Below are 21,956 nucleotides of genomic sequence, written 5' to 3' on the forward strand. Positions count from 1 at the left end.
TTACCACCCATGTTGCCTGCGCAAGTGATCGCGTAAAAACTTTTCCCGCAATAAACCGCCTGGATCATCCGGGATCAAACGCAGCCATTGTTCCCTTGCCTGTTGCTTTTCCCTCTCGCGAGATGATTGTTTGGCTGAGGGTTGGCCATGATTATTCTTTTTTTGATCCCGCTGTTCTTTATCCCGCTGTTCTTTATCCCGCTGTTCTTTAACCCGCTGTTCTTTATCCTGCTGTTCTTTGTCCTGCTGTTCTTTATCCCGCTGTTCTTTGTCCCGCTGTTCTTTATCCCGCTGTTCTTTGTCCCGCTGTTCTTTATCCTGCTGTTCTTTATCCTGCTGTTCTTTATCCTGCTGTTCTTTATCCTGCTGTTCTTTATCCTGCTGTTCTTTTTTGCGTAAATCTTGCAACAATTTGCGGTTATATAATGCATCCTCAAAGTTTGGTTTGATAGATAGCGCTTTATCATAAGCATTTATGGCGGCTTCATAATCGCCCATATGCGCCAGAGCATTGCCTTGGTTGTAATAGCCTTCTGCTGTGTTGAAAGATTGATAAAGTTTTGCGGCCTGTTCATAATTGCCTGCCCGATAAGCGGCAGCGGCATGCCAATCCGGGCGCGTGAATTTTTCTTGTGCCTTGGCATATTGTCCCTTTTGCATTAAATTCCGTGCCTGTTGATCAGGGGTAGTCCACAAATCCTGCCAGCTCAACGCAAAAGCAAACTGCACATTAAAAAACAAACAAATGCCTGAAATTGATAACAATAAAAAATAGAAAGGATTGGATTGGTTATTTATATTATGTTTCCTCATGTCCCAACCCTCTGTAACCATCCGCGTTGAAATGCAGGCAACAGCAGTAATAAAGCAGGAATTAAAAACCAGCGCCCGTCATCACGCCATACAGGAATCTCATTATCAGCACTAGCATGATAACCAGGTTTTCGGTTGTATGATTTCAGCCATTGTTCAATATCAGCGGAAGAATCGGTAAAAGGTATCATTCGTCCCTGGCCCGCGGTTGCCAAGCTCTGAAATAACGGGCTCAAAGATCCTTTTTTTAAGGGAATAATTGAGGTATAAATACCCTGTATTGCCAAAGAACGCGCTGCCTCAATGGCGTCCGTGGAGGGTGGCTCGGATGTCAGTACGAGTAATTCTCCCTGCCTGTAGCCTGCTTGAGTGATCAGTTTTCCTGCCTCTTCCAATGCCCAATCGAGCCTTTGCCCATCTACGGGCAAAACATCATGTGTTAATGCGGGCAGCAGGGCGCCAATGGTATTGGCATCGTCTGTGAGCGGCGAGACAACAAAAGGCTCGCCGCTGTAAACCACTAATCCAAACTGCCCTGCTTCCCGGCGATTAAAGATATCGCGTAATTTAAATTTTGCGCGGCTTAAACGAGTGGGCGAAAGATCAGTGGCCTGCATTGCTTCCGACATATCCAGTATGATAACTCTTGGTTGAATTTCCTTGTAGGTGGGTACGGGAAGGCGCGACCAGCTTGGGCCTGACAAGCTGATAATCATCAGGCAAGCGCTTCCCAGGAGCATGGATAGCGCATAATTTCGCCTGTCTTGCCTTTGTTGCTGTACTAAATGGTTTAAAAGATGTTCATCACAGACTTCTCTCCAGGATAAGAGCCTTGATGTTTTTTGCGACAAAAACCAGGCCATGAATGCCAGTGGCAGTAAAGCCAGAAGCCACCAGGGACGAAGCAGGTGAAATTCAATCATCCCTCTCAAGCCTCCTTAAATTGACGAGTTTTGAATACTGAAAACAAACCATTCTCATTTGCGAGCCAACCTAATAGCAGAATCAAAGCCAAAGCCAGAGGCCAGGGATAATATTCATGACGAGGCCTTACTGTTGTCTTTTTTTGTGTGACTTTTTCTATCTGGTTAATGGTTTCATATATTGCTTGCAGTGACCGTAAATCAGTCGCGCGAAAATATCGGCCGCCGGTAAGTTTCGCTATTTCTTTTAATGTTTCTTCATCCAAATCGCCAGAGAGGTTTAAAAATATGCCCCCAAGGCCTTGGGGATCGGCATCGGAACCCAGGCCTATGGTGTATACCTTGATGTCTTCTGCCTTGGCCAGTTCAGCAGCCTTCATGGGAGTCAACACGCCTGAGTTGTTAACGCCATCAGTCAACAGAATAATAACACGGCCCTTTTTGGGGGCAGCCTTGAACCGTTTGACAGCAAGCCCCAGGGCATCGCCAATAGAAGTGGTTTTGCCGGCAAGGCCTACCGTCGCATCAGCAAGCCGCATGAGGATGTTTTGCCGATCATAGGTTAAAGGTGTCTGAAGGTAAGCACGGCTGCCAAACAAAATAAGCCCAATCTGATCCCCAATTCTATCTTTTACAAATTGCATGGCTGCTTGCTTAACTGCAGTCAAGCGGCTGACCGGCCGCCCATGGAACATCATGTCGGTTAATTCCATGCTGCCTGAAATGTCGAGAACCAGCATGATATTATAGCCTTCCCTTTCAACAGGCAAAGGCTCCCCGACCCAGCGCGGACCTGCGAATGCCAGTAATATCAATGCCCAAATTGCAAACAAAAAACTGGCTTTTTTAGAGCTGCCAAACCTTGTCTTTTCTCCTTCTGCAATCTTTGTGAGGGGCTCGTAAAAAGGCACTTTCAAAGCCGATGGAAATTGCGATGAGGCACGCGGCAGAAAATACCAGATTAAAAACGGTAAGGGTAAAAAAACAAAGGCCCAGGGTACGGCTAGTTCAAACATGGTTTTCTCCGTTGCCGGATCCAAATTTCTGCTGCTTTAAACAGGCCTTCCAAATCCCGCTCTTGCCGGGCTTGATAAGGGAGGATAAGCAACTCTTCCCTGACTTCGTTAAAATCCACCTGCTTTGCGGTGCTTTGTAAAAAAGAAAGCCAGTCGTCGCCCTTAAGACTTGCCACCTGTGACCGCGGATAATAAACCAATGCGACGCGGCGCAGTAATTCGGAAATTCGCGCAGAAGTTAACTGGCTGTTTTGCTCTTCCTGATGCAGCTTCTTGTACTTTGCAAGCAGTTTTAAGGCCTGCCGTTTCGCCTGGCCATAGCAGTATGCGCGATAAAGGCATATTAAAAAGAAAAACAGCATCAGCAGTAAAATTAAGGCAAGCACATACCAGCCCGGAGCCAGCGGCCACCAGCCGACCGGAGGAGGCAAATGAATGTCACGCAAGTGAGTTAGTGCTTCAGAATTAGCCATGGGCTGTCCTTCGCGGGTAAGTTCGGCGTATCAGCAAAGGTAAATCCATATCTGGTGTAACTTGCACATACTGAATTTGTAATTGCTTGAGTTGCTCCTGAAGTTTGGCAGTACGCGCCGCAAAATACTGCCGGTAAGCCTTCGCCACTGCAGGATCGGTTGTATCAAGCAGCAGTTCCCGAACACCATCGGTCACCGGATATTTTTGCGGTTTTGGCGGCTCAAGCTCCAATGGGTCGCAAATATGGTACGCTAAAATATCATTATGCATGCGCAAACGGTTCAAATGCTGCACGCAATCTTCATCAAAACCGTAAAAGTCACTAATCAAAATTAAAATATTGCCAGGCCTTGCCACTCTTCTTAAGCGTAACAGAGCCTGAGCCAGCAGATGATTTTTTTCTGAATGCCCGGTTTTTCGGGCTTTGGTGTAATCACTTAAAGCGGCAAGCAAAGGCAACACGCCGGCATTGCGCGCACGAGGATTAAATTCATGGTGTTCGCTTTCAGAAAAAATCAACCCGCCTACGCGGTCATCGTCAGCAACCACAGTCCAGGCAATGATTGCTGCCAAGCGCGCTGCTATAACCGATTTAAACGCAAGGCGCGTACCAAAAAACATTGAGGGGCTGAAATCAACCACAATGATTGCCGGCCTTTCGCGTTCCTCCTGATACAGCTTGACATGGGGACGGCCTGTTCGCGCAGTCACCCGCCATTCCATATGCCTGACTTCATCGCCTGGCTGATAGTTTCGTACTTCGGAAAAATCCATGCCTCTGCCGCGTAATTTGGACAAGTGATTACCTGCACGCAAGACGCGGGATTCAGGACGATACGTTGCATTTCTCGCATATCGCCGAAGCGCAATCAGTTCATCCAGCCCAGCCTCAATGCCATCACTCATGAGCACTCCAGAGCATCAGGGGATTCCTCTTATGGAAGAGCAACCAGTTTTAACAATTCATCAAGAAAGTCATCGCTATCGATTCCTTCTGCCTCTGCTTCGAAAGTCAACAAAATTCGATGGCGCAAGACATCATGGGCAATAAGATGGATATCCTCAGGTACCACATAATCCCGGCCAGCTAGCCACGCATGGGCCTTGGCACAACGATCCAGGGCGATGGTAGCGCGGGGACTTGCGCCGTAACGTAACCAGCGCTGAAGTTCTTTGCTGAAAACACCAGGATTTCTTGTTGCCACGACCAATTGCACCAGATAATTTTCCAAAGCCTCACTGGTGTGAACCTGAAGGACTTGTTTGCGTGCGGCAAACAACCGGCTTTGACTCAGAGGATGGATGTTGTTCTCCGGTTTTTTTGCTGAAATTTCAGTCACCGTACCCGCCTCTGCCTCACGCCTTGCCAATTTCAGAATGTCATGTTCCACAGCAATATCTGGATAATCAATTTTTACATACATTAAAAAGCGATCCAGCTGGGCTTCCGGCAAAGGATAAGTCCCTTCCTGTTCAATTGGATTTTGCGTTGCCATCACCAAAAACAACTCGGGCAGAGGATAAGTTTTGCTGCCAATGGTCACTTGCCGCTCAGCCATCGCTTCCAGCAGGGCAGATTGGACTTTTGCTGGCGCGCGGTTAATTTCATCAGCCAATACCATATGGTGGAAAATGGGGCCGGGTTGAAAGATAAATGAACCATCCTCAGGGCGGTAAACATCCGTACCGGTTAAATCACCGGGCAGCAAGTCTGGAGTGAATTGAATCCGGTGAAAATTCCCTTCAACCCCATGGGACAATTCCTTTACGGCACGTGTTTTGGCCAGGCCCGGGGCACCTTCGACCAGCAAATGCCCATCTGCGAGCAACGCAATCAGCAATCTTGAAATCAAATCCTTTTGCCCAAGGATCCGTGAATTCAAATATTGGCTTAATCGCAATACATCTTGTTGCACTTCGTTAGAGGAAGAAAGGTCAAGCTGTTCCATTCATCATGCCCTATGCAAAAAATAGTATCCTAACTGGAATTGTTGCTTCTGCCAAGAGAAGCTCTCAAAGGCAGCAGGGCTTACGCATGGAAAACTATTGACTTCCACGTTCCGCAGTTTATCCGCGAAATCCAGTGATTCTGAATCAAATGCTGGATCCGCGAACAAGTCGCGGGACACAGAAATAGGAGTCAAGTTGACCTCATCTGATTCAAGTTTGATTTTCATGCGTAGGCCCTGGCAAAGGCAGTTTAACACTTGTCAAATGATGCATAATGGCTATCTTAATAAACCCATGTAGCTCAGAAAATTTAATCAGGGATAGATGATGATTTATCAAAAAGGCGATATCTTGTTGAAAGTGGATACGAGGGCGATATTTGCGAGAGGGACAATTTTTGATACCCGTCATCATGCCATGGTGGTGATTGATACGCAGCCGCAGAACAAATGTCCGATTGTTGCCCACATGACCTTTCATCCTCCCGGTTTGAAAATAGAAGCCATAAAGCATGGCAAGGATTGGCATTTGGTACGTTATCCCTTTGATGATAAAGTTCGTCAAAAAATAGCTGACATGGCGGTTGCCGCGCATGAAGCGCAAAAACTAACCATCAGCCCGGCTTTTCTTGAACGGCAATACAACAAATCCCTAAGCAGCCGGGATCCATTCTCACGATGCAAGCAAAATAAGATGGCGGCGTTTAAGGCGCAAATTTTTAACCCGACGCCTCCGGCAATAACTGAAATCAGCTGTCATGAATTTGTTTTGGCCATTATTCATTCAGCCTTGATGGAGTATGACAAGCCTATACCAGAAAGCCTGCAATTCCCGCCAGTTTTGGGCTGGTCGGATATTCTGCTGGAAGCTGCCCTTCACGACAAAAATGCCGAAGTCATTCATTTGCCCCGAATAGGATCCTCATTGCACATGGCTTCTAATCAGCATGGTTTTTTTTCCCGCGAGCAAGAAGGCAAGGCAAGCACAAGACCGGATTCAGCTTGCCCAATTTTATAAACAGAACGATTTTCGCGTCAAAAGCCGGCTGGTTAGGTTTCAAGAAGAGACCTAAGCGACGCTATCATGTCTGAATCAAGGGAAGTTAAGCCCAGAGTCGCCAATGCCGCAGCTCTGTAGAGATGATTGGCATCCGGGGATTTGATTGCATCAAGATGCATTTTAATGGTATTGAAATCACCGCGTGCCAAGGGACCGGTTAGCACTTCCCGGGGATTTGGGTTATTGAGCAGGTTTGTAAGGCTGCTGTGCATCAATTGGGTCGTCATTTCCTGTGCGGCCTTATGAGTTAACCCCGAGCCTATCAGCAATTCCATGGCGTTCTGGGCCAGTGTCGCAAGATAGTTGGAAGCCATGACAGCAGCTGCATGATACGCCGCTTTTTTATCAGGAAAAACCGTCACGACCCTTGCGCCCAAACTGGATAATAAAGCGGTGAGACAAGCAACTGCCCGGGCATCGCCCTCTGCCGCACAATAGCAGTTTTTAAAAACATCTTTGCAAAGCGCATTGATTAGAAATGCTTTTAACGGATGAATGCTTGCAATATGGCAGCCCTGGTTTTTGAGCGGCTTTAACGCCTCGGCGCTTAAAACGCCGCTGCAATGGGCAACGATAGAATTGACAGGGAGTTGATTATTTTCAGCAAGCATTGCCGCAGTAGACGCTATAGCATCATCGGAAGTGGTAATCAAAGTCAGCTCTGCTTGCGGGAGCTCCCTTAACGCTGAAACAGCCTGGCCTGCGCCAAGCGCTGCGATCGCTTTTTCAGCGCTCTTGAAGCTTCGGCTATAGATGGCATTGATTTGGGCCAGTCGATTGGCTTGCAGCGCATAGGCGAGATTGATGCCTAATTTGCCGGCGCCTATAATATTAAATTTCATCATGTTTATGCCTTATATCAAAACTAATTCATATCATCGCAAGTCAGGACAAGCGCATGGGTGTTCAAAAAAGCCGTTTAACACTTTCTGTGCATAATCAGGTTGCAGAGCAGCCTAATAATTTAAACCACGCCCAATGACTTTCATCTGCTTCATGTTCTTTTATCCCGAGACTAAGCATATTCGGATTAATCGATAAACTGCGAGCCGCTTGAGGCTGACTGACATCTGAAGTTTTCAAAGACGCAATTTCTTTCGCTCTTAACCCCAAACCAAATGAGCAATAAATAAGCGCCATATTTCTTTCCGGAAGTTGTGAGTTTTTTGCAACAATTGGCAGTCGTTTGAATTCACCTCCGTTAAGACATTCGCTTTGCCTTCTCGCGGCATCAATGTTCCTATTAGTGCCTAATTATTATATAAAAAATGGCTGTTTCCAAAGCCAAAAAAACCGGTATCGTCTACAACTCTTACCAGCATTAATGAGTTCCTCTTTTTTAAAAATTATAGGATGTCTTAGTTAAATAGAGTTTATGGGTTCAGTTTCTTGTTAGAAAAAATTTAGTTAATGCATGCCATCCAAACTTAATGCAACTAAAAGTAGTTGCTAATATTTAATTTTATCGCTATGCTAATTTAAAAACATCTGGCATGGATAATGACAAAAAAGGAAGATCTGTTATGAAAAATATGCTGAAATACAAAGGTTACTATGGCTCAATTCATCTTGATGAGGATGATCTTATTTTTTATGGAAAAGTTGAGTTTATAAAGGCTTTGATCAGTTACGAAGGTGAAAGTGCTGCTGAGATAAAAAAGGCATTTGAAGAAGCTATTGATGATTATTTGGCCATGTGCAAACAGGAAGGAATCAAGCCTGAGAAACCCTTCAAGGGCACATTCAATGTTCGTGTCGGGGAATCGCTACACGAAAGAGCCGCTATTGCAGCTACCGAAAGAGGGATTAAACTCAATGAGTTTGTTAAGCAGGCGCTAGAGCATGAGTTAAAAGTTTGAGAGGATAAATTGAGCAATGCATTGTTGATTTTCTTTGGCGCAGGGTTTGGTGGTGTATGTCGCTATTGGATGTCCAGTGGATTCTATTGGCTTTTAGGGCGCAAGTTTCCTTATGGAACTCTGATTGTTAATTCAACTGGTTGTTTTTTAATGGGGTTATTGTTTACTCTTATTTTAGATAGGTTTAATGATATAGGGCAGCAATTACGCGCACTATTATTAATTGGTTTTCTGGGTGGATATACTACTTTTTCTTCCTTTTCGATAGAAACAATCAATTTATATGAAAGCGGGGATTGGCTTGGTGCAAGTTTAAATATACTGCTCAGTATCACTATGTGTATTGTTCTGACGTGGTTAGGAATGGTTTTGGGAAGGCAATTATGAGGACATTGGATGTTATTGTTGTTCGAATTTATATTACAGAATCATCAAATTTGCTCAATAAACTTGTCAGTTACTTGAAAACTGAGGCTAAAATTAGAGGGGTTAGCGTATTTCGGGCTGTTAGTGGATTTGGAGAAACAGGTAATCATGTAGCATCACTAATAGATTTATCCCTTGATTTGCCCTTGACAATTGAATTTTTTGATCAAAAAGATAAAGTGGAAGTGGCTCTGGAACATTTGAATAAAACAGTAAAGCCTGAGCATATTCTTTTCTGGAATGCGAAGGTGAATGCTTAGGCTGAATATGCGGTAAAACATTTCATTGTAAAAAGCAAAATAGATGCGCAAACCTTCCAGAAGCGCAGTTGCTCATCATCGCAAATGTGAACGCTTGAAAAAATCGATTGTAGAGGTAGTTAAATCATCTCGGTAAAGGGTGGGTTCTTTTGCAAGGTTTGGACAGATATAGAGAATATTTGCCAATGGATAGGACCAGTTTAATGGAGATACTGCGCAAAATGGGAATGCCGCATGAATGGTATTGTAAACCCTTTGGCTATATTCGTCCTGAAATAATGGATCCGCAATGATATTGACGATTAACAAACCGCCCTCGCTCAGATGGCTTGCCAATGATTGAAAATATTCAACCGTAAGCAGAGCCTGGGGAATTGTTGCCTGGTGGCTGTAAACATCAGAAACAATCGCGTCATAGCGCTCACTGGTCTGTTGCAAATAGCGCCGCGCATCCTGGCCAATAAATTGGCCTCTCACCGGCTCTAATAGAAAATATTGTTCCGCAAGTTTTTTGATATCAGGGTCGATATCCACATATGTTACGGCATTGTTATAGGTTCCGGCCGCGGTAAAGGTAAATCCGCCAGCCCCTATGACGAGAATTTTTTTATGGCGGAATTTCAAATCCTCAAACAAAATCTTACGGATCATCTCAATATAGGGATAGGCCATTTTATCGGGAGTAATCAAGGAACTGCTGGATTGATTAATTTGTAATACACGGCTTAAGACCGAAGACTCAATAATTCGATAGTTGCCATAGTTATTCGTGCGGATAAAGGTATGACGCTCAATATCCACATTTAAAAATAAAATAAACACAAGTCCCACAAACAGCAAAGCCAGCCGCATAAAAGAGAAAGTCTCCTTGCGGTACAAGAGCAACACCAGTAAAAATAGCAAAATACAATTGACAGCCACAGTCCATGCCACACCCAGGTAATGGAACAGCAATAAAGACGTGAGGATGGCGCCCAGAAACGAACCGATGGTGCTTAAAAATAAAGCGCTGCCGCTGATCCGGCTGACACGCTGCTCCCGGCTGAAGAGATTCGTGGTGATCGGCACTGTCTGGCCAAGCCAGTAAACGATGGGAGCCAAAACCAGCAAGAGATAAAGCCCAAGGCTCAATAAGAAAGGCATATTGGCCTGAAAGGCGGTTAAATAATAAAACAGGGCTATAAAGCTGTAACTTAAGCCGATGCCAATCCAGATCATGCTGAGTGAGAAATTGCGGCAGAGCTGCTGAAAAAACTTGTCCTGATACACCCCGCCTCTCCAGTATCCCAGAGCCAGAAAAAGCAAAAAAAAGCCAATGATGATACTGGTTATGAGTACACTTCCCCCAAAGAAAGGCAGCAACTGACGAATAGTAAGAACTTCTATGGAAATGGTAATAAATCCTTCAAGCAGGAGAATGGCATAAAGAAGATTCAGCATGAATGATTAACCTCTTGGAAGTTCACGCGAACTATCCTACCACTTCCCCTGATGCTTGCGAACCAAATTTCTGACTTAAAGAGCCGATGCGGTATGCATTTAATTGACAGCGCAACTTACAGAAAGTAAATTTTTATTACATAATTTCTCTTCGTCAGTTAAAATACCTTGTTTACCCCATTAAAAACCCCATTGGGTTGTACTGTGCATGCATATGAAACTCAGCGCTTTATTGATTGTTCTTGCCCTGATTTTTATTGAATGGCTGGATTTCAGCCTGTATTTATATTTAGCCAAGCCGATATTTTCAAAAGAATTTTTTCCTGAATCGAATCTTGGCCTTACCCTCACTTTTGCCATATTTGCTGCTGCATACCTGGCTCGGCCAGTAGGCGGGTGGCTTTTTGGCCGCGAAGCTGATTTAAATGGCAGGCGAAAACCCATGGTTTTTTCTGCTTTGCTCATGGGCATATCGACTCTTGGCATATGCATTCTGCCAGGTTATGCCGAGATAGGTTCGCTTGCAGCCTGGCTGTTATTGGCAATGCGCATCGGCCAAGGCTTGGCTCTGGGCGGGGAAATCAACACCTCAGGCATGTTTTTAATCGAACATCACCCGCAAAAACCCCTGCTGGCAGGAAGTCTCGTTGCAGCCAGCGGCGCTGCAGGATTATTCCTGGGAGGCGCCATTGCCGCAATGTTACAATATGCCGCCATGACCTGGGCATGGCGTTTGTTGTTTGCGTTAGTCGGCGTCATATCCTTATTGGTCTGCGGCCTTCGCAAACAATTGCGCGAATCTCCGGAATTCCGTCCTGCGTCAGAAAGATTAACCCGTCAGTTGCTCAAACGCCACTGGCGAGGGTTAGTGAATATTGCGGCAATAGGCGCATATGTCAGCGTGATGGTTTATCTGTGTAATGTATACTGGCTGTCTTATGCTATCGATAGCCATCTATGGAGCAATGTACGTGTTGCATGGTCTGGTTCGCTGGCACAGCTCGCTTCCGCCTTGATTGCTCTGCCGATTGCTTGTTACAGTAACCCCCAATCTACACGGCGCTTGCTCCAGCTTAGCATGCTGTTTCTGTTCATAAGCGCTCCTGTACTGTTTTACACAACAGCCATTCACGCCGAATTTTACGTTTATCTTGCGCTCATGGGCTATATTCTCGGAAATGGCTTTATCTGCGCTGCCTTGTTCTTTTTTCTTTATCAGCAACTGCCGGTTGAGTTTCGTTGTCAGGGAGTCTCTACCATCTGGGCATTGGCCGCAAGCCTTGGCGCACTTTTTCTTCCTGTTGCAGAGCATGTAGTCAAACAGTTTCACCTCTACTGGCTGCCTGGTTTTATGGTGAGCACGGTAGCGCTTGTTACCTTCACCATCATCAGCCTGAACCGGAAACAGCTGGATTAAGCAAAAGATCCTCAGAAATTGGCACAGGAAGCTCCTTTCAAGCTTCTATTTTTACTGGCAGATGTTTCTTTTCCCCGGTATGATGCTCTAACCTTGATTTTTATTAACCAGAAATGTTTTCAGATTATTTAAAGACATTCCCACAATATGTTATTCCCAAAACAACTTTAACCACATTTGCAGGATTTTTAGCCAATAGCAAAAATCCCTCCGTTAAGAACCGCCTGATTCGCCATTTTATTCGCCGCTTCGGGGTTGATATGAGTGAAGCGCTGGAAGAAAACCCGGAAAATTATGCCTCCTTTAATGATTTTTTTATCCGCCGCCTTAAACCTGAGTGCCGCCCTTTCTCTTCAGCGGACATTATTTCGCCAGTAGACGGGTTTATCAGTGAAATCGGCCAAGCCAGCCAAGGCAAACTGCTACAGGCAAAAGGCTGGTATTACTCTATCCATGAACTGTTGGCAAGCCAGCAAGACATCTCGGCACAATTTGCTGAAGGATTGTTTGCTACGCTTTATCTGTCTCCCAAAGATTATCACCGCGTGCATATGCCAATTTCCGCAAAGCTCATCGAGATGATTTATGTGCCGGGCAAGCTCTTTTCTGTCCAGCCCGCAACCACCCGTGTTATTCCCCGCCTGTTTGCCCGTAATGAACGCCTGGTGGTTTTTTTTGCGACAGATGCAGGCTTAATGGCCATGGTGTTGGTTGGCGCCACGATTGTTGGCGGAATTGGAACCAGCTGGCACGGCGATATCGTGCGCGGGCGAAAGAAAGTTACCTTTGATTATCCACAAGATGAGAAGGCCATTAACCTATCTAAAGGTGAAGAGCTCGGATACTTTAAACTCGGTTCTACGGTCATCGTTTTATTCGCAAACAGCAACGCAGTCCGCTGGCAAGAAGATCTTAAGGCAGGAGAAAAAATTCGTCTTGGGCAAGCATTAGGATCCCTGCAATTGGACATGGACAAGCAAATCAAGGCTTCTATACTATAAATTAAGAATAGACGAATGATGCCAAAAATTGCTGGTTGATTTTAGCATCATGCTTCGGTAATTTTTTCATAATCCACTTATATTGCCAGGAGCGTAAAGTGACGGAATACATTTATAAAGGTTTTAAAATTTCATACAACGTTGAATCACTCGAACTTGCAGGCGGAGGAAACCTCTATAAGGCGGACGGAAGCGTTACCTACCTGCTTCACAAACCCAAATCCTTTGCCCCCGTTAAATTTCATACAGAATATGAGTCGTATTCGGGCGCAGAGCATGAAATCAAAAAAATGCTTGAAAATTATATCGACTTTGAACTGCAAAGCTATTACGAAATGGCAAAGGAAAAAACCCGTTAGCAATCCAGTGAAACTGATGGGTTGCTGAATTTGAGTGGTACCGAGAAGAGGACTCGAACCTCCACGGGGTCGCCCCCACTAGCACCTGAAGCTAGCGTGTCTACCAATTCCACCATCTCGGCATGTGACGCTAAATTACTCAAGAATAGTTAAACTGTCAATCATTATTTAAACTTTGGCTATGTAAATTTCAAAAGTATTCAATTCTTTTAGTTTTTTGGGAATATACAATCTTGCACAGTGCAGCATTCTAGATAAAGATTGAAAAAATTTAGTCTGCGCGCTTTTTATGGGATTCTCAATATATTTATGAGTCAGTTGTCCTGTTTTTTAACAAATAGTACACCGGCACGAAATATCGGGTACACTTACTCTACCTAACCCTACGGTATTGCTTATGTCGCTGATTCGTTTTCTGGAAAAATCACTTGATGCCTGGTTTGCTCTGCTTCCGCAGCCAAAACCTGCTTGTGAAATCGCGCGAAACGCGCGGCTCATCGCCCATCGCGGCGCGCACAACAAAAAGTTACAGATAATAGAAAATACCCATGCGGCTTTCAAAAGAGCGCAAGCACTTCAGTGCTGGGGCATAGAACTTGACATTCACGCTTCGAAAGACGGTGTGCTCATTGTCAATCACGACCCAACCCTAAAACGCCTCTGGAACAAGAATGCAACGATTTCGGAATGCGATTACACAACCATTGAGCTTTTGGCGCCACAAATCCCAACCCTTGCTTCGGTCATTGCAGCTTATGGCAAATCCATGCATTTATTTATTGAATTAAAAGCGCCTTTTTATGCCGTAGATGAGCTGGCAGAAGTATTGAAACCCTTAAATCCATGTGAAGATTATCATCTATTGAGCCTTGAGCAAGAGATTTTTTCCTCCTTAACCCATTTCCCACGGGAATCGTTTCTATTAGTGCCGGTTGAGCACAATGTCCGTGAATTTTGCAATCTGAGCATTCAAAAAGGCTATGGAGGGGTGCTGGGTCATTATTTCCTGCTGTCCAATTCATTAATTAACGCACTAAGAAAGGAAAAACAAATCGCAGGCGTTGGGTTCATCAATTCAAAATACAGCTTATACCGGGAGCTCAATCGCGGTTTGACTTATCTTTTTACCGATGATGCAGGGACCGTGAGTCATTCTTTACAGCAATTATGCAAGGCATGATGACAAGGCATTATTGCTGTTAGCAACAATGCCTTGGTTTTGGCCATTTTGATATTATTCAGGCGACACCATTTTTTCTGGTTTCACATATTCATCAAATTGCTCAGCTGTAAGATACCCAAGCTTTACCGCTGCTTCCTTAAGGGAAATGTCTTCATGGTGGGCAGTCTTGGCGATTTTTGCTGCTTTGTCATAGCCAATATGCTGATTCAGCGCTGTCACCAGCATTAAAGAATGATGCAGATAGTATTCAATTTGCTTCTTGTTCGCTTTTAATCCTTCAACGCAGAATTCTCTAAACGAACGACAGGTATCAGAAAGCAGATTAAGCGAATGAATAACATTAAAAATAATAACCGGCTTGAATACATTAAGCTCAAAATTTCCCTGGCTGCCGGCAACAGTAACCGCAGTATCATTTCCCATAACCTGTACGCAAACCATGGTCATTGCTTCAGATTGGGTAGGGTTAACCTTGCCGGGCATGATGGAAGAACCAGGCTCGTTTTCTGGCAAAACAAGCTCGCCAATGCCGCAGCGCGGCCCTGATCCCAACCAGCGGACATCATTTGCTATTTTCATTAATGCACAAGCGAGGGTCTTTAATACTGCATGAGCCATGACCAACGCATCATGCGATGCAAGGGCTGCAAACTTGTTGGGCGCTGACACAAAAGGCAGGCCAGTCAGGCTTGCAATATGTGCGGCCGCCTTTTCGGCAAATTCAGGGTGGGTATTTAAACCTGTACCCACAGCCGTGCCTCCCAAAGCCAGTTCATAAAGTTCCGGCAGGATGAGGTCAATGCGAGCGATGCAGGCATCAAGCTGTGCAACATAGCCTGAAAATTCCTGCTCCAACGTTAATGGCACGGCATCTTGCAAGTGAGTCCGGCCAATTTTAACAATGCCCTTAAACTCCTCCATTTTAGCCGCAAGACTATCACGGAGCGCCTGCACGGCGGGCAACAGTTTTTTCTTAAAAGCTACGGCCGCCGCAATATGCATGGCAGTAGGGAAAGTATCATTGGATGATTGGGACATATTGACATGATCATTCGGATGAATGGGAGTCTTGCTGCCGAGTTTGCCTTGAGCCAGCTCTATAGCCCTGTTGGCAATGACTTCATTTGCATTCATATTGGATTGGGTGCCGCTGCCGGTCTGCCAGACGTGCAAAGGGAAATGATTATCAAGCTTGCCCTGGCTGACTTCCTCTGCGGCCTTGCAAATCAGAACTGCTTTTTCTTCAGGCAGTTTCCCAAGTTCGCAATTGGTCAGCGCCGCTGCTTTTTTTAGGATGCCGAAGGCATGGGTCACCTCGCGGGGAATAATATCGCCCCCAATATTAAAATGGTGCAAAGAACGCTCGGTCTGAGCACCCCAATATTTATCGGCAGGGACTTGAATCTCCCCCATGCTGTCTGTTTCTGTCCGAGTTTTATTCATTATATTCTCTTTTTTAAACGTTGGTTGAGTGTGCGTTGGTTATAAGCATTTCTTATAGCAACAAGCTTTATCTGATAAGGTTCGTTCGCGCCATAAAAGCAGCAATGACTTTTATGCTCGGCCCGCCATAGTTTAGCACAGAGAAGAAGTCTCCAAAAATCTGGATTGACCGTTTCTGCCGGGTCAACAGGGCAAAATCATATTTTGCACTAAATTTGCCCAGACAAGAGTTCACTTCTAGATTTATCAGACCAAATAGCCTTTTTTAATTTTCCCTTCATGCTATTTTTCTGGAGATGAAGCCGAGCCAGATTGAGGGCAAACCTACGAAGCAAGGCTAGATTTTCTGCTGAATTGTCTCTGCATATTCTTGAGTCATCTTCTTTATAGGTCACATCCAACACCCAGTGATTGCATTCATGTGCCCAGCGCCGAAAACGATTGTACGTCCGCTTCCATGGCCCATATCTTTCCGGCAAATGATGCCACATTGCTCCACTGCGGATCACCCATAAACAGCCATTTCAAATAAACGGTTATCTGTCCCTGTTCGACCCCTATCTGTCACTTCCCCTGGAAGCAATGGCTCTAATTTACGCCACTGCTCCGTTGTTAATTCATACCGCGCTGTCATTTGACCATCATTCCGTTGAAATTGTGAAAAAACCAGTGTGCGGATTTTTTCATTTTACTCAATTTAGGTGGTGATTGAACCTAGTACAACGTTTCACTGATTCTGTCCTGTTGGCTGCAGGACGGATACAATTTTTTCAATTTAATTCGAGCATCTGTAGTTGTAAGCTGCCAATCCACAGTCGCATTTTCTCGATCTCTTTCTTCATTCCATTTGGAAACTTCATGTATAAAAGTCTCTTTATCTGGAATACGGCGATCTAAGCATTGCCTACTCAAATGACTTAGTTCAATCTCTGCCATATTTAACCAACTGCCATGCTTGGGCGTATAATGAATCTCCAGTTTATCTAAAATTCTTTTAGCCACTGCTGGCTCAAATGTCTCATATAAGGAAGAGCCAGAATGAGTGTTTAAGTTATCCATTACTAACACGATTTTTTCAGCATCAGGATAATCATTATCTACTAATCCCTGGATAAAATACGCCCAGTCTGTTTTTTCCCGTCGGTCAGTTACCTTTGTTGTTCGTTTCCCTTTCAGTGGTTCATAACTTAAAAAAATATTACACACACCATTTCTTTCATATTCTGCATCATAGCGCACCGACTCCCCGGGGTTTATTGGTATAGGGCTTCGCGTTTCCTTAATCAACTGCTTATTTGTTTCATCCATGCAAACAACCGGTCGTTTCTCATCATAGGGTTGTTTATAAACGTCTAAAATATCTTCCATTTTACATACAAACTCTGCGTTTGATGCTGGTGGAATACACCATTCCCGTTTTTGCCATGGTTTCAATTCGTTTTTTTTAAAACCCTGCTCACTGTGGAGATAACCTGATTGCACGATTGGACGATCAAGAAATTATACATGTTATAAGATTGGAACAACCAATGGATACGATTGTTTTAAATAACAACTGTTATCATGCAGTCACACCTTTGGGCTCAAGAGGATATCTGGCTACACGCGATATTATCTTGTTTACAGTAGAGCCTGAAGTTACCCAAGTCATGGCTGCTTAATCTTGAGAGTCATTTAAATGAAAATTTTAATAACTGGAATAAGCTCTGGAATTGGTGAAAAAGCGGCATATCATTTACAGGGAAAAGGCTGGGAGGTAACCGGCCTTGACTATCGGCCTCCTCAAGGTGATTTTGATTGGCACCAAATCGATTTGAGTGATCTTGATGCGTTGGCAAAGTTTATGGAAACCTTCCGATTTAATTTTGATGCGATGTTTTATGCAGCAGGTACTCGAGAAATATGTGAGCCGGTTAATTTGCCATTACACACTTGGCAGCGCACTTTAAATGTAAATCTTACGGCAGCGTTTTTACTGGCTCAGTCCTGTATCCAAGATGCCCGAATAAATAAGCGGAAGCTTAATATTGTGTTTGTAAGCAGTATATCCGGACTGCAAGCTGAGCCTGAGAGGGCTGCTTATGTCAGCAGTAAATTTGCTTTGCATGGCTTAACCAAACAACTAGCCATGCAGTATGGTCCTGAACAAATTCGCATAAACGCCATCGCTCCCGGCATTATTGAAACACCACTTACCATGGACTATTTCAAGGATGAAGTCAAAGCGGCATTAATCCGAAAATCAACGCCAGTAGGATATTGGGGGAAACCAGAGCATATCATGCCGGTTTTAGATCTTTGTTTGCAAAATGATTATATAAATGGCGCCATCATGGTATGTGATGGCGGCTGGACTACAGGAAAGGAATTATGAAAAAAAAATATCAGGCGATCGGGTTACTCAGTATTTGTGGATTATTTCTTTTTTATAAATACATTTCACAACTTTTTCCAAGCCTGATTAGCGATGCTCTGCTTGAACAATTCAAGTTAAGCGGAATACAGGTCGGCATTTTGGCGTCTAGTTACTATTATTCTTATTCCATAATGCAAATTTTTGCGGGAATTATGCTGGATAAGTATTCGATCAAAGCGTCTGCTTCTCTAGCCATTTTGATAACGTCTATTGCTATTCTGGGTTTTGCCAGGGCTGATAGCTTTTTTCTAATGTGTGTCTATCGAGCATTAATGGGAATAGGATGTTCTTTCGCAACAACATTGTATTTAAAATGCGCTGCAACTTATACATCTGATCGAACCTTTGGTTTTGTCAGTTCTTTACTCGCAACGGCTACAATGCTTGGTGCTGCTATTGGCGCAGCGCCAATAGCAATGATTTTTGAAAAAACGGGTTGGCATGATGGATTGGCTTACATTGCTTATGCAGGCTTTTGTCTTTGTCTTATGAGTGTGTTTTTTATAAGAGTGGAGCAGACACAATCTGACGCCCAGAATATAAGCATCAGTCGTATGAAACAGATTGCCATTAATCCGTCCAATATATGGTTACTGGTTTATAGTGGCATCACTTTTTCACCGATTATCATTATGGGCGGGTTATGGGGTATTCCTTTTTTGGAGTTGAAATATCATACCACAGCAAGTTCTGCGGCATCATTAATTTCAGCCATGTTTATTGGTCATGCAGTGGGTTCGCCAGTATGGGCTTTAATAAATGCCAGCATTAATAACCGCAAAAGATTGATGCTTATAGCAAATGCGGTTGCTTTTTCAAGTATCAGCCTCGTTTTATATATGCCGGTCTCTTATACAGAGGCTCTGGTCTTGCTGTTTCTTTTTGGTTTTGCAGTTGGTTGCTTTATGCTCAGTTTTGAAATTTGTCGGCAAATCAACGGTATTGCTATGATGGGCATTGCAACAGCATTAATTAACTCTGGTGAGGGTTTGGTGGGTATTATACTGGAGCCTGGTATAGGCCTCATTCTCGATTTGGTTAAAACACATGGTGCGCATGAGTTTTCATTAGCAAACTATCAATCAGGATTAATCTTACTGCCTCTTTGTTACATGATATCAAGTATAATTGTGCAAAAATTGCCACAACATGATGCACTAAACACAGGCAATATGGTTGCAGAAAATGCAGCACAATCCTAAAAAAATTTTAGTTGATAAGAAAAAATGGCAACATCAGCAGGAAGTAAGATGGATATTACAGTGAATGCAAGGAAATTATCATGATTCAATTAGTTTTAGCCATGACAATCTGGGGCACTCTGGGTATTTTTGCTCTTTGGTCCGGATTATCGGCTTTTGAGCTTACATTTTATCGTTGTCTTATTGGCTCAGTTGCTCTCAGTGGCTATTGTTGGAAAAAACAATATTTCAACCATCCTAGTATTAATATGAACAATCTGTTCTATTCATTTGCGGGCGGTCTTTTTATTGTATTAAACTGGATATTTTTATTTAAATCCTTTCAGCTGGCATCCATCACCATCGGGAATGTTTCCTATTACTTACAGCCGGTATTTCTGGTGATGCTTGGTATTTTGTTTTTCCGTGAGTCGGTAAAAAGAAAGCAATGGTTTTACATTCTGTTAACCACGATAGGAGTCATGCTAACCAGTAATCTCCACTTGGGTACGTTAGAACCGGACCAGCAACTGATTGCAGGCACCTGTTTTGCAATTAGTGCAGGCTTGCTTTATGCCTTCGCAACTATTTTTGTCAAATTTATCAAAGATATGCCGCCAGCGCTCATTACATTGATTCAGATGTGTGCTGGGTGTCTCATACTATTGCCCATGATGAATTTATCGGATATCACCCATCTGAACTCTCAGGCCGTGGGTAATATTCTGATTATTGGTATGGTTCATACAGCATTAGCTTACTTGCTTTATTATCAGTCACTCAATCAGGTAAATCTGACTTTGATCGCGGTGTTAAGTTATATTGATCCGATCGTTGCAATTATCACTGATATTCTATTTTGTTATCGTACCCTGGATGGATTACAAATGATTGGTATCCTCCTAACGTTTATTGGCAGCTATCAAGTCATTCGATTGAAAAAAGATCAACAATCATCCTCGACAGAACCAGTCATTAAACATCAGGCAAAGTGGAATTAAATGATTAAACCTATTTGGTCGGAAAAAGGAACTTTAATCGCGAAAAAGTTTTGGGCTCGTGACTATGCTGTTTCTACGGTAGGATCTTTATCATACTTAACGAATAATTTTTCTAGGTTCAATCAAGCTTTTCTTCTCCAAAATCCTTTATGTCTTTCCATCCCTCAGCCCCAGACATCACTGCAGTACCTGCTAAAAATAAGATATCTAGCAGATTATGGCGCTGATTTATTTCGCTACGAGGATCTTTAAGCATGGAAAAATTTTCTACAAAGCTCATTTCTTGTCATCCCAAAAATGAGTATTTGATCACAAATTACTGAAAAATCATACTAAATGATAATTACTGGTCAAAATGGTATGATCTCGCCCTGCCGGGGCAAATCTCGATTGCCGAGGTTTGTACAAAACGATATACTTTGTCTATTTTGCAGTTTCATTCATCAATTGTGCGAAGCGTACGAATCTACCAACCGGGCGAATATACCCTGAACCAGTTTATTGATCTTTCCCCTGAAGCCAGCCGCCATGTTGCCTTGGTGCTTCGCATGCAACCAGGACAAGAGATCCGATTGTTTTGTGGCGATAACCATGAATATAACGCCGTCATCTGTTCTTGCGATAAGAAAAAAGTACAGGTTAAGATAAGCTCGGTCGAACTCATCAACCGGGAATCCCCTCGCGCCATACATCTCGCACAAGCTGTTTCCAAGGGGGAGCGCATGGAGATGGTCATTCAAAAAGCGGTCGAACTGGGAACGGCAAGCATTACTCCTTTGTTAACGGAACGTTCTGTCGTGCGGCTTGATGCCGAGCGGCTGGCCAAAAAGCAAAACCAATGGCAAGCCATTGCCATTTCAGCCTGTGAACAATCCGGTAGAAATGTGATCCCCGCGATCCACCCGCCTTGTTCATTACCCACGTATTTACAACAATGCCAGGCTGTACTAAAGTTTGTATTGTATCCTCAGGCGTCCAAATCCTGGCGCGACTATGATTTTCCTCCAGGCGATATTGCTGTATTGATTGGCCCTGAAGGCGGTTTAAGCGACTCGGAAATTGCACTTGCCGAACAACACCAATTCCAGTCATTAAGCCTTGGACCTAGAATTTTACGTACGGAAACAGCTGCAATTACAGCACTCAGCGTGTTGCAAGCTGTGGGTGGTGATCTATAATGGCACCTGTCAATTCATTTAAACAATAGAGGTTATATTCATGAGCGCACACATTAAAACAGTAACTGATGATAGTTTTGAGCAGGATGTTTTACAGGCAGGAAAACCAGTTTTAGTGGATTTTTGGGCCGAATGGTGCGGACCATGCCGCGCATTAAGTCCCATTCTTGAAGAAGTTGCAGCCAATCACAGTGACAAGGTGATCTTTGCCAAAATTAATATTGATGAGAATCCGCAAGCCCCTTCCAAATATGGCGTCATGAGTATTCCAACCCTGATTTTATTTAAAAATGGCCAGGTTGAAGCGGTAAAAATGGGATTATTATCTAAATCCCAGCTGAGTGCATTTGTTGACAGTAATGTCTAGGCAGACAATTAAAATATACTGAGCCATGCCGGGTGAGCCTGTCAACTTGATTAAAAACAGCCAGGCTCTGAAAAAAATAGATTATAATTAATATATATTGCTCGTTGTTTTAATAAGACATCACAAAAATAGAACTTTTGTCTTTTTTAATTTCTTTGGTCATTATTGTAATTAATTCTTCACAGTATTT

At 43.7% G+C, this 21,956-nt stretch carries 25 protein-coding genes, 1 tRNA gene and 3 pseudogenes; 14 read left to right on the forward strand and 15 right to left on the reverse strand.

Features of this window, described 5'->3' with window-relative positions; all coding sequences use genetic code 11:
- Genes Llon_RS11930 through Llon_RS10170 form a run of 6 tightly spaced genes read right to left on the reverse strand, consistent with a single transcriptional unit; the run spans position 1 to position 5,175 of the window.
- Entirely contained in the window at positions 1–813 is an 813-nt protein-coding gene (locus tag Llon_RS11930) for a tetratricopeptide repeat protein (RefSeq protein ID WP_058529940.1), read from the reverse strand.
- A complete protein-coding gene (locus Llon_RS10150) occupies positions 810–1,736 on the reverse strand; it encodes a vWA domain-containing protein (RefSeq protein WP_058529941.1) in 927 nt (308 codons plus the stop codon). Before Llon_RS10150 ends, Llon_RS11930 begins: the two co-directional genes overlap by 4 nt.
- A 5-nt stretch (positions 1,737–1,741) precedes the next feature.
- The gene (locus tag Llon_RS10155; protein WP_058529942.1) at positions 1,742–2,752 is read right to left on the reverse strand and encodes a vWA domain-containing protein; all 1,011 of its coding nucleotides are present in this window, start codon (positions 2,750–2,752) and stop codon (positions 1,742–1,744) included.
- Entirely contained in the window at positions 2,740–3,225 is a 486-nt protein-coding gene (locus tag Llon_RS10160) for a DUF4381 domain-containing protein (protein WP_058529943.1), read from the reverse strand. Before Llon_RS10160 ends, Llon_RS10155 begins: the two co-directional genes overlap by 13 nt.
- Positions 3,218–4,132: a DUF58 domain-containing protein gene (locus Llon_RS10165; RefSeq protein ID WP_058529944.1), complete on the reverse strand. Its 915-nt coding sequence runs from the start codon at positions 4,130–4,132 to the stop codon at positions 3,218–3,220. The genes Llon_RS10160 and Llon_RS10165 overlap by 8 nt, the downstream gene beginning before the upstream one ends.
- 29 nt (positions 4,133–4,161) lie before the next feature.
- Positions 4,162–5,175, reverse strand: a complete 1,014-nt coding sequence (locus Llon_RS10170; protein WP_058529945.1) for an AAA family ATPase — start codon at positions 5,173–5,175, stop codon at positions 4,162–4,164.
- A gap of 328 nt (positions 5,176–5,503) precedes the next feature.
- On the opposite strand from Llon_RS10170, the gene Llon_RS10180 reads away from it, so the two are divergent.
- Positions 5,504–6,193, forward strand: coding sequence for a hypothetical protein (locus Llon_RS10180; RefSeq protein ID WP_058529947.1), 690 nt, complete (start codon positions 5,504–5,506; stop codon positions 6,191–6,193).
- A gap of 32 nt (positions 6,194–6,225) precedes the next feature.
- Here Llon_RS10180 and Llon_RS10185 read toward each other — a convergent pair whose 3' ends face one another.
- Complete coding sequence (locus Llon_RS10185; protein ID WP_058529948.1) at positions 6,226–7,080, reverse strand: Rossmann-like and DUF2520 domain-containing protein; 855 nt, start codon at positions 7,078–7,080, stop codon at positions 6,226–6,228.
- Positions 7,081–7,174: 94 nt separating this feature from the next.
- On the reverse strand, positions 7,175–7,375 hold the full coding sequence (locus Llon_RS11815) for a hypothetical protein (RefSeq protein ID WP_058529949.1): 201 nt from the start codon (positions 7,373–7,375) through the stop codon (positions 7,175–7,177).
- A 383-nt stretch (positions 7,376–7,758) separates the two neighbouring features.
- On the opposite strand from Llon_RS11815, the gene Llon_RS10195 reads away from it, so the two are divergent.
- The 3 genes from Llon_RS10195 to Llon_RS10205 are packed head-to-tail and all read left to right on the forward strand — an operon-like array spanning position 7,759 to position 8,780.
- Positions 7,759–8,094, forward strand: coding sequence for a type II toxin-antitoxin system HicB family antitoxin (locus Llon_RS10195; RefSeq protein WP_058529950.1), 336 nt, complete (start codon positions 7,759–7,761; stop codon positions 8,092–8,094).
- Positions 8,095–8,103: 9 nt separating this feature from the next.
- Positions 8,104–8,481: a fluoride efflux transporter CrcB gene (gene crcB, locus Llon_RS10200; RefSeq protein ID WP_083503319.1), complete on the forward strand. Its 378-nt coding sequence runs from the start codon at positions 8,104–8,106 to the stop codon at positions 8,479–8,481.
- A complete protein-coding gene (locus tag Llon_RS10205) occupies positions 8,478–8,780 on the forward strand; it encodes a DUF190 domain-containing protein (RefSeq protein WP_058529952.1) in 303 nt (100 codons plus the stop codon). The genes crcB and Llon_RS10205 overlap by 4 nt, the downstream gene beginning before the upstream one ends.
- Positions 8,781–8,855: 75 nt before the next feature.
- Here Llon_RS10205 and Llon_RS10210 read toward each other — a convergent pair whose 3' ends face one another.
- On the reverse strand, positions 8,856–10,220 hold the full coding sequence (locus Llon_RS10210; RefSeq protein ID WP_058529953.1) for a fused MFS/spermidine synthase: 1,365 nt from the start codon (positions 10,218–10,220) through the stop codon (positions 8,856–8,858).
- A gap of 214 nt (positions 10,221–10,434) precedes the next feature.
- On the opposite strand from Llon_RS10210, the gene Llon_RS10215 reads away from it, so the two are divergent.
- From Llon_RS10215 to Llon_RS10225, 3 genes are all read left to right on the forward strand, one after another.
- Positions 10,435–11,637 carry an MFS transporter gene (locus Llon_RS10215; protein ID WP_160149072.1) on the forward strand — a complete coding sequence of 401 codons (1,203 nt, stop codon included), beginning with the start codon at positions 10,435–10,437 and terminating at the stop codon, positions 11,635–11,637.
- Positions 11,638–11,750: 113 nt separating this feature from the next.
- Positions 11,751–12,638 (forward strand): archaetidylserine decarboxylase, encoded by an 888-nt coding sequence (gene asd / locus Llon_RS10220; protein WP_058529955.1) that lies wholly within the window; start codon positions 11,751–11,753, stop codon positions 12,636–12,638.
- Positions 12,639–12,736: 98 nt separating this feature from the next.
- On the forward strand, positions 12,737–12,997 hold the full coding sequence (locus Llon_RS10225) for a hypothetical protein (protein WP_058529956.1): 261 nt from the start codon (positions 12,737–12,739) through the stop codon (positions 12,995–12,997).
- A 35-nt stretch (positions 12,998–13,032) separates the two neighbouring features.
- On the opposite strand, the gene Llon_RS10230 is transcribed toward Llon_RS10225, so the two are convergent.
- Positions 13,033–13,119 (reverse strand) — tRNA-Leu (locus Llon_RS10230).
- Between the two features lie 275 nt (positions 13,120–13,394).
- Here Llon_RS10230 and Llon_RS10235 point away from each other — a divergent pair.
- Entirely contained in the window at positions 13,395–14,177 is a 783-nt protein-coding gene (locus tag Llon_RS10235; protein WP_058529957.1) for a glycerophosphodiester phosphodiesterase, read from the forward strand.
- 54 nt (positions 14,178–14,231) lie between these two features.
- Here the strand turns inward: Llon_RS10235 and fumC are convergent, their stop codons facing one another.
- From fumC to Llon_RS10250, 4 genes and pseudogenes are all read right to left on the reverse strand, one after another.
- Entirely contained in the window at positions 14,232–15,623 is a 1,392-nt protein-coding gene (gene fumC, locus Llon_RS10240) for a class II fumarate hydratase (protein WP_058529958.1), read from the reverse strand.
- Positions 15,624–15,832: 209 nt separating this feature from the next.
- A pseudogene (locus tag Llon_RS10245) lies at positions 15,833–16,051 on the reverse strand (transposase); the annotation flags it as partial.
- Positions 16,052–16,128: 77 nt separating this feature from the next.
- Positions 16,129–16,257: a transposase gene (locus Llon_RS11845; RefSeq protein WP_147286407.1), complete on the reverse strand. Its 129-nt coding sequence runs from the start codon at positions 16,255–16,257 to the stop codon at positions 16,129–16,131.
- 80 nt (positions 16,258–16,337) lie between these two features.
- A pseudogene (locus Llon_RS10250) lies at positions 16,338–17,069 on the reverse strand (IS630 family transposase); the annotation flags it as partial.
- Between the two features lie 83 nt (positions 17,070–17,152).
- On the opposite strand from Llon_RS10250, the gene Llon_RS11850 reads away from it, so the two are divergent.
- The 4 genes from Llon_RS11850 to Llon_RS10265 all read left to right on the forward strand — a co-directional run bounded on the left by Llon_RS11850 (position 17,153) and on the right by Llon_RS10265 (position 20,221).
- Positions 17,153–17,284 (forward strand): hypothetical protein, encoded by a 132-nt coding sequence (locus Llon_RS11850; protein WP_272946915.1) that lies wholly within the window; start codon positions 17,153–17,155, stop codon positions 17,282–17,284.
- Positions 17,285–17,301: 17 nt separating this feature from the next.
- Positions 17,302–17,997, forward strand: coding sequence for an SDR family NAD(P)-dependent oxidoreductase (locus Llon_RS10255; RefSeq protein ID WP_058529960.1), 696 nt, complete (start codon positions 17,302–17,304; stop codon positions 17,995–17,997).
- Complete coding sequence (locus tag Llon_RS10260; protein WP_058529961.1) at positions 17,994–19,241, forward strand: MFS transporter; 1,248 nt, start codon at positions 17,994–17,996, stop codon at positions 19,239–19,241. The genes Llon_RS10255 and Llon_RS10260 overlap by 4 nt, the downstream gene beginning before the upstream one ends.
- A gap of 80 nt (positions 19,242–19,321) precedes the next feature.
- On the forward strand, positions 19,322–20,221 hold the full coding sequence (locus tag Llon_RS10265; protein WP_058529962.1) for a DMT family transporter: 900 nt from the start codon (positions 19,322–19,324) through the stop codon (positions 20,219–20,221).
- A 121-nt stretch (positions 20,222–20,342) separates the two neighbouring features.
- Here the strand turns inward: Llon_RS10265 and Llon_RS11345 are convergent.
- Positions 20,343–20,501, reverse strand: a pseudogene (locus Llon_RS11345) (transposase family protein); the annotation flags it as partial.
- Positions 20,502–20,670: 169 nt separating this feature from the next.
- Here Llon_RS11345 and Llon_RS10270 point away from each other — a divergent pair.
- Positions 20,671–21,399, forward strand: a complete 729-nt coding sequence (locus tag Llon_RS10270; protein WP_058530085.1) for a 16S rRNA (uracil(1498)-N(3))-methyltransferase — start codon at positions 20,671–20,673, stop codon at positions 21,397–21,399.
- Positions 21,400–21,439: 40 nt separating this feature from the next.
- The gene (gene trxA, locus Llon_RS10275) at positions 21,440–21,766 is read left to right on the forward strand and encodes a thioredoxin TrxA (RefSeq protein ID WP_058529963.1); all 327 of its coding nucleotides are present in this window, start codon (positions 21,440–21,442) and stop codon (positions 21,764–21,766) included.
- Positions 21,767–21,956 lie beyond the last annotated feature (190 nt).

This window comes from Legionella londiniensis, from assembly GCF_001467825.1.
Classification (GTDB): Bacteria; Pseudomonadota; Gammaproteobacteria; order Legionellales; family Legionellaceae; genus Legionella_A; species Legionella_A londiniensis.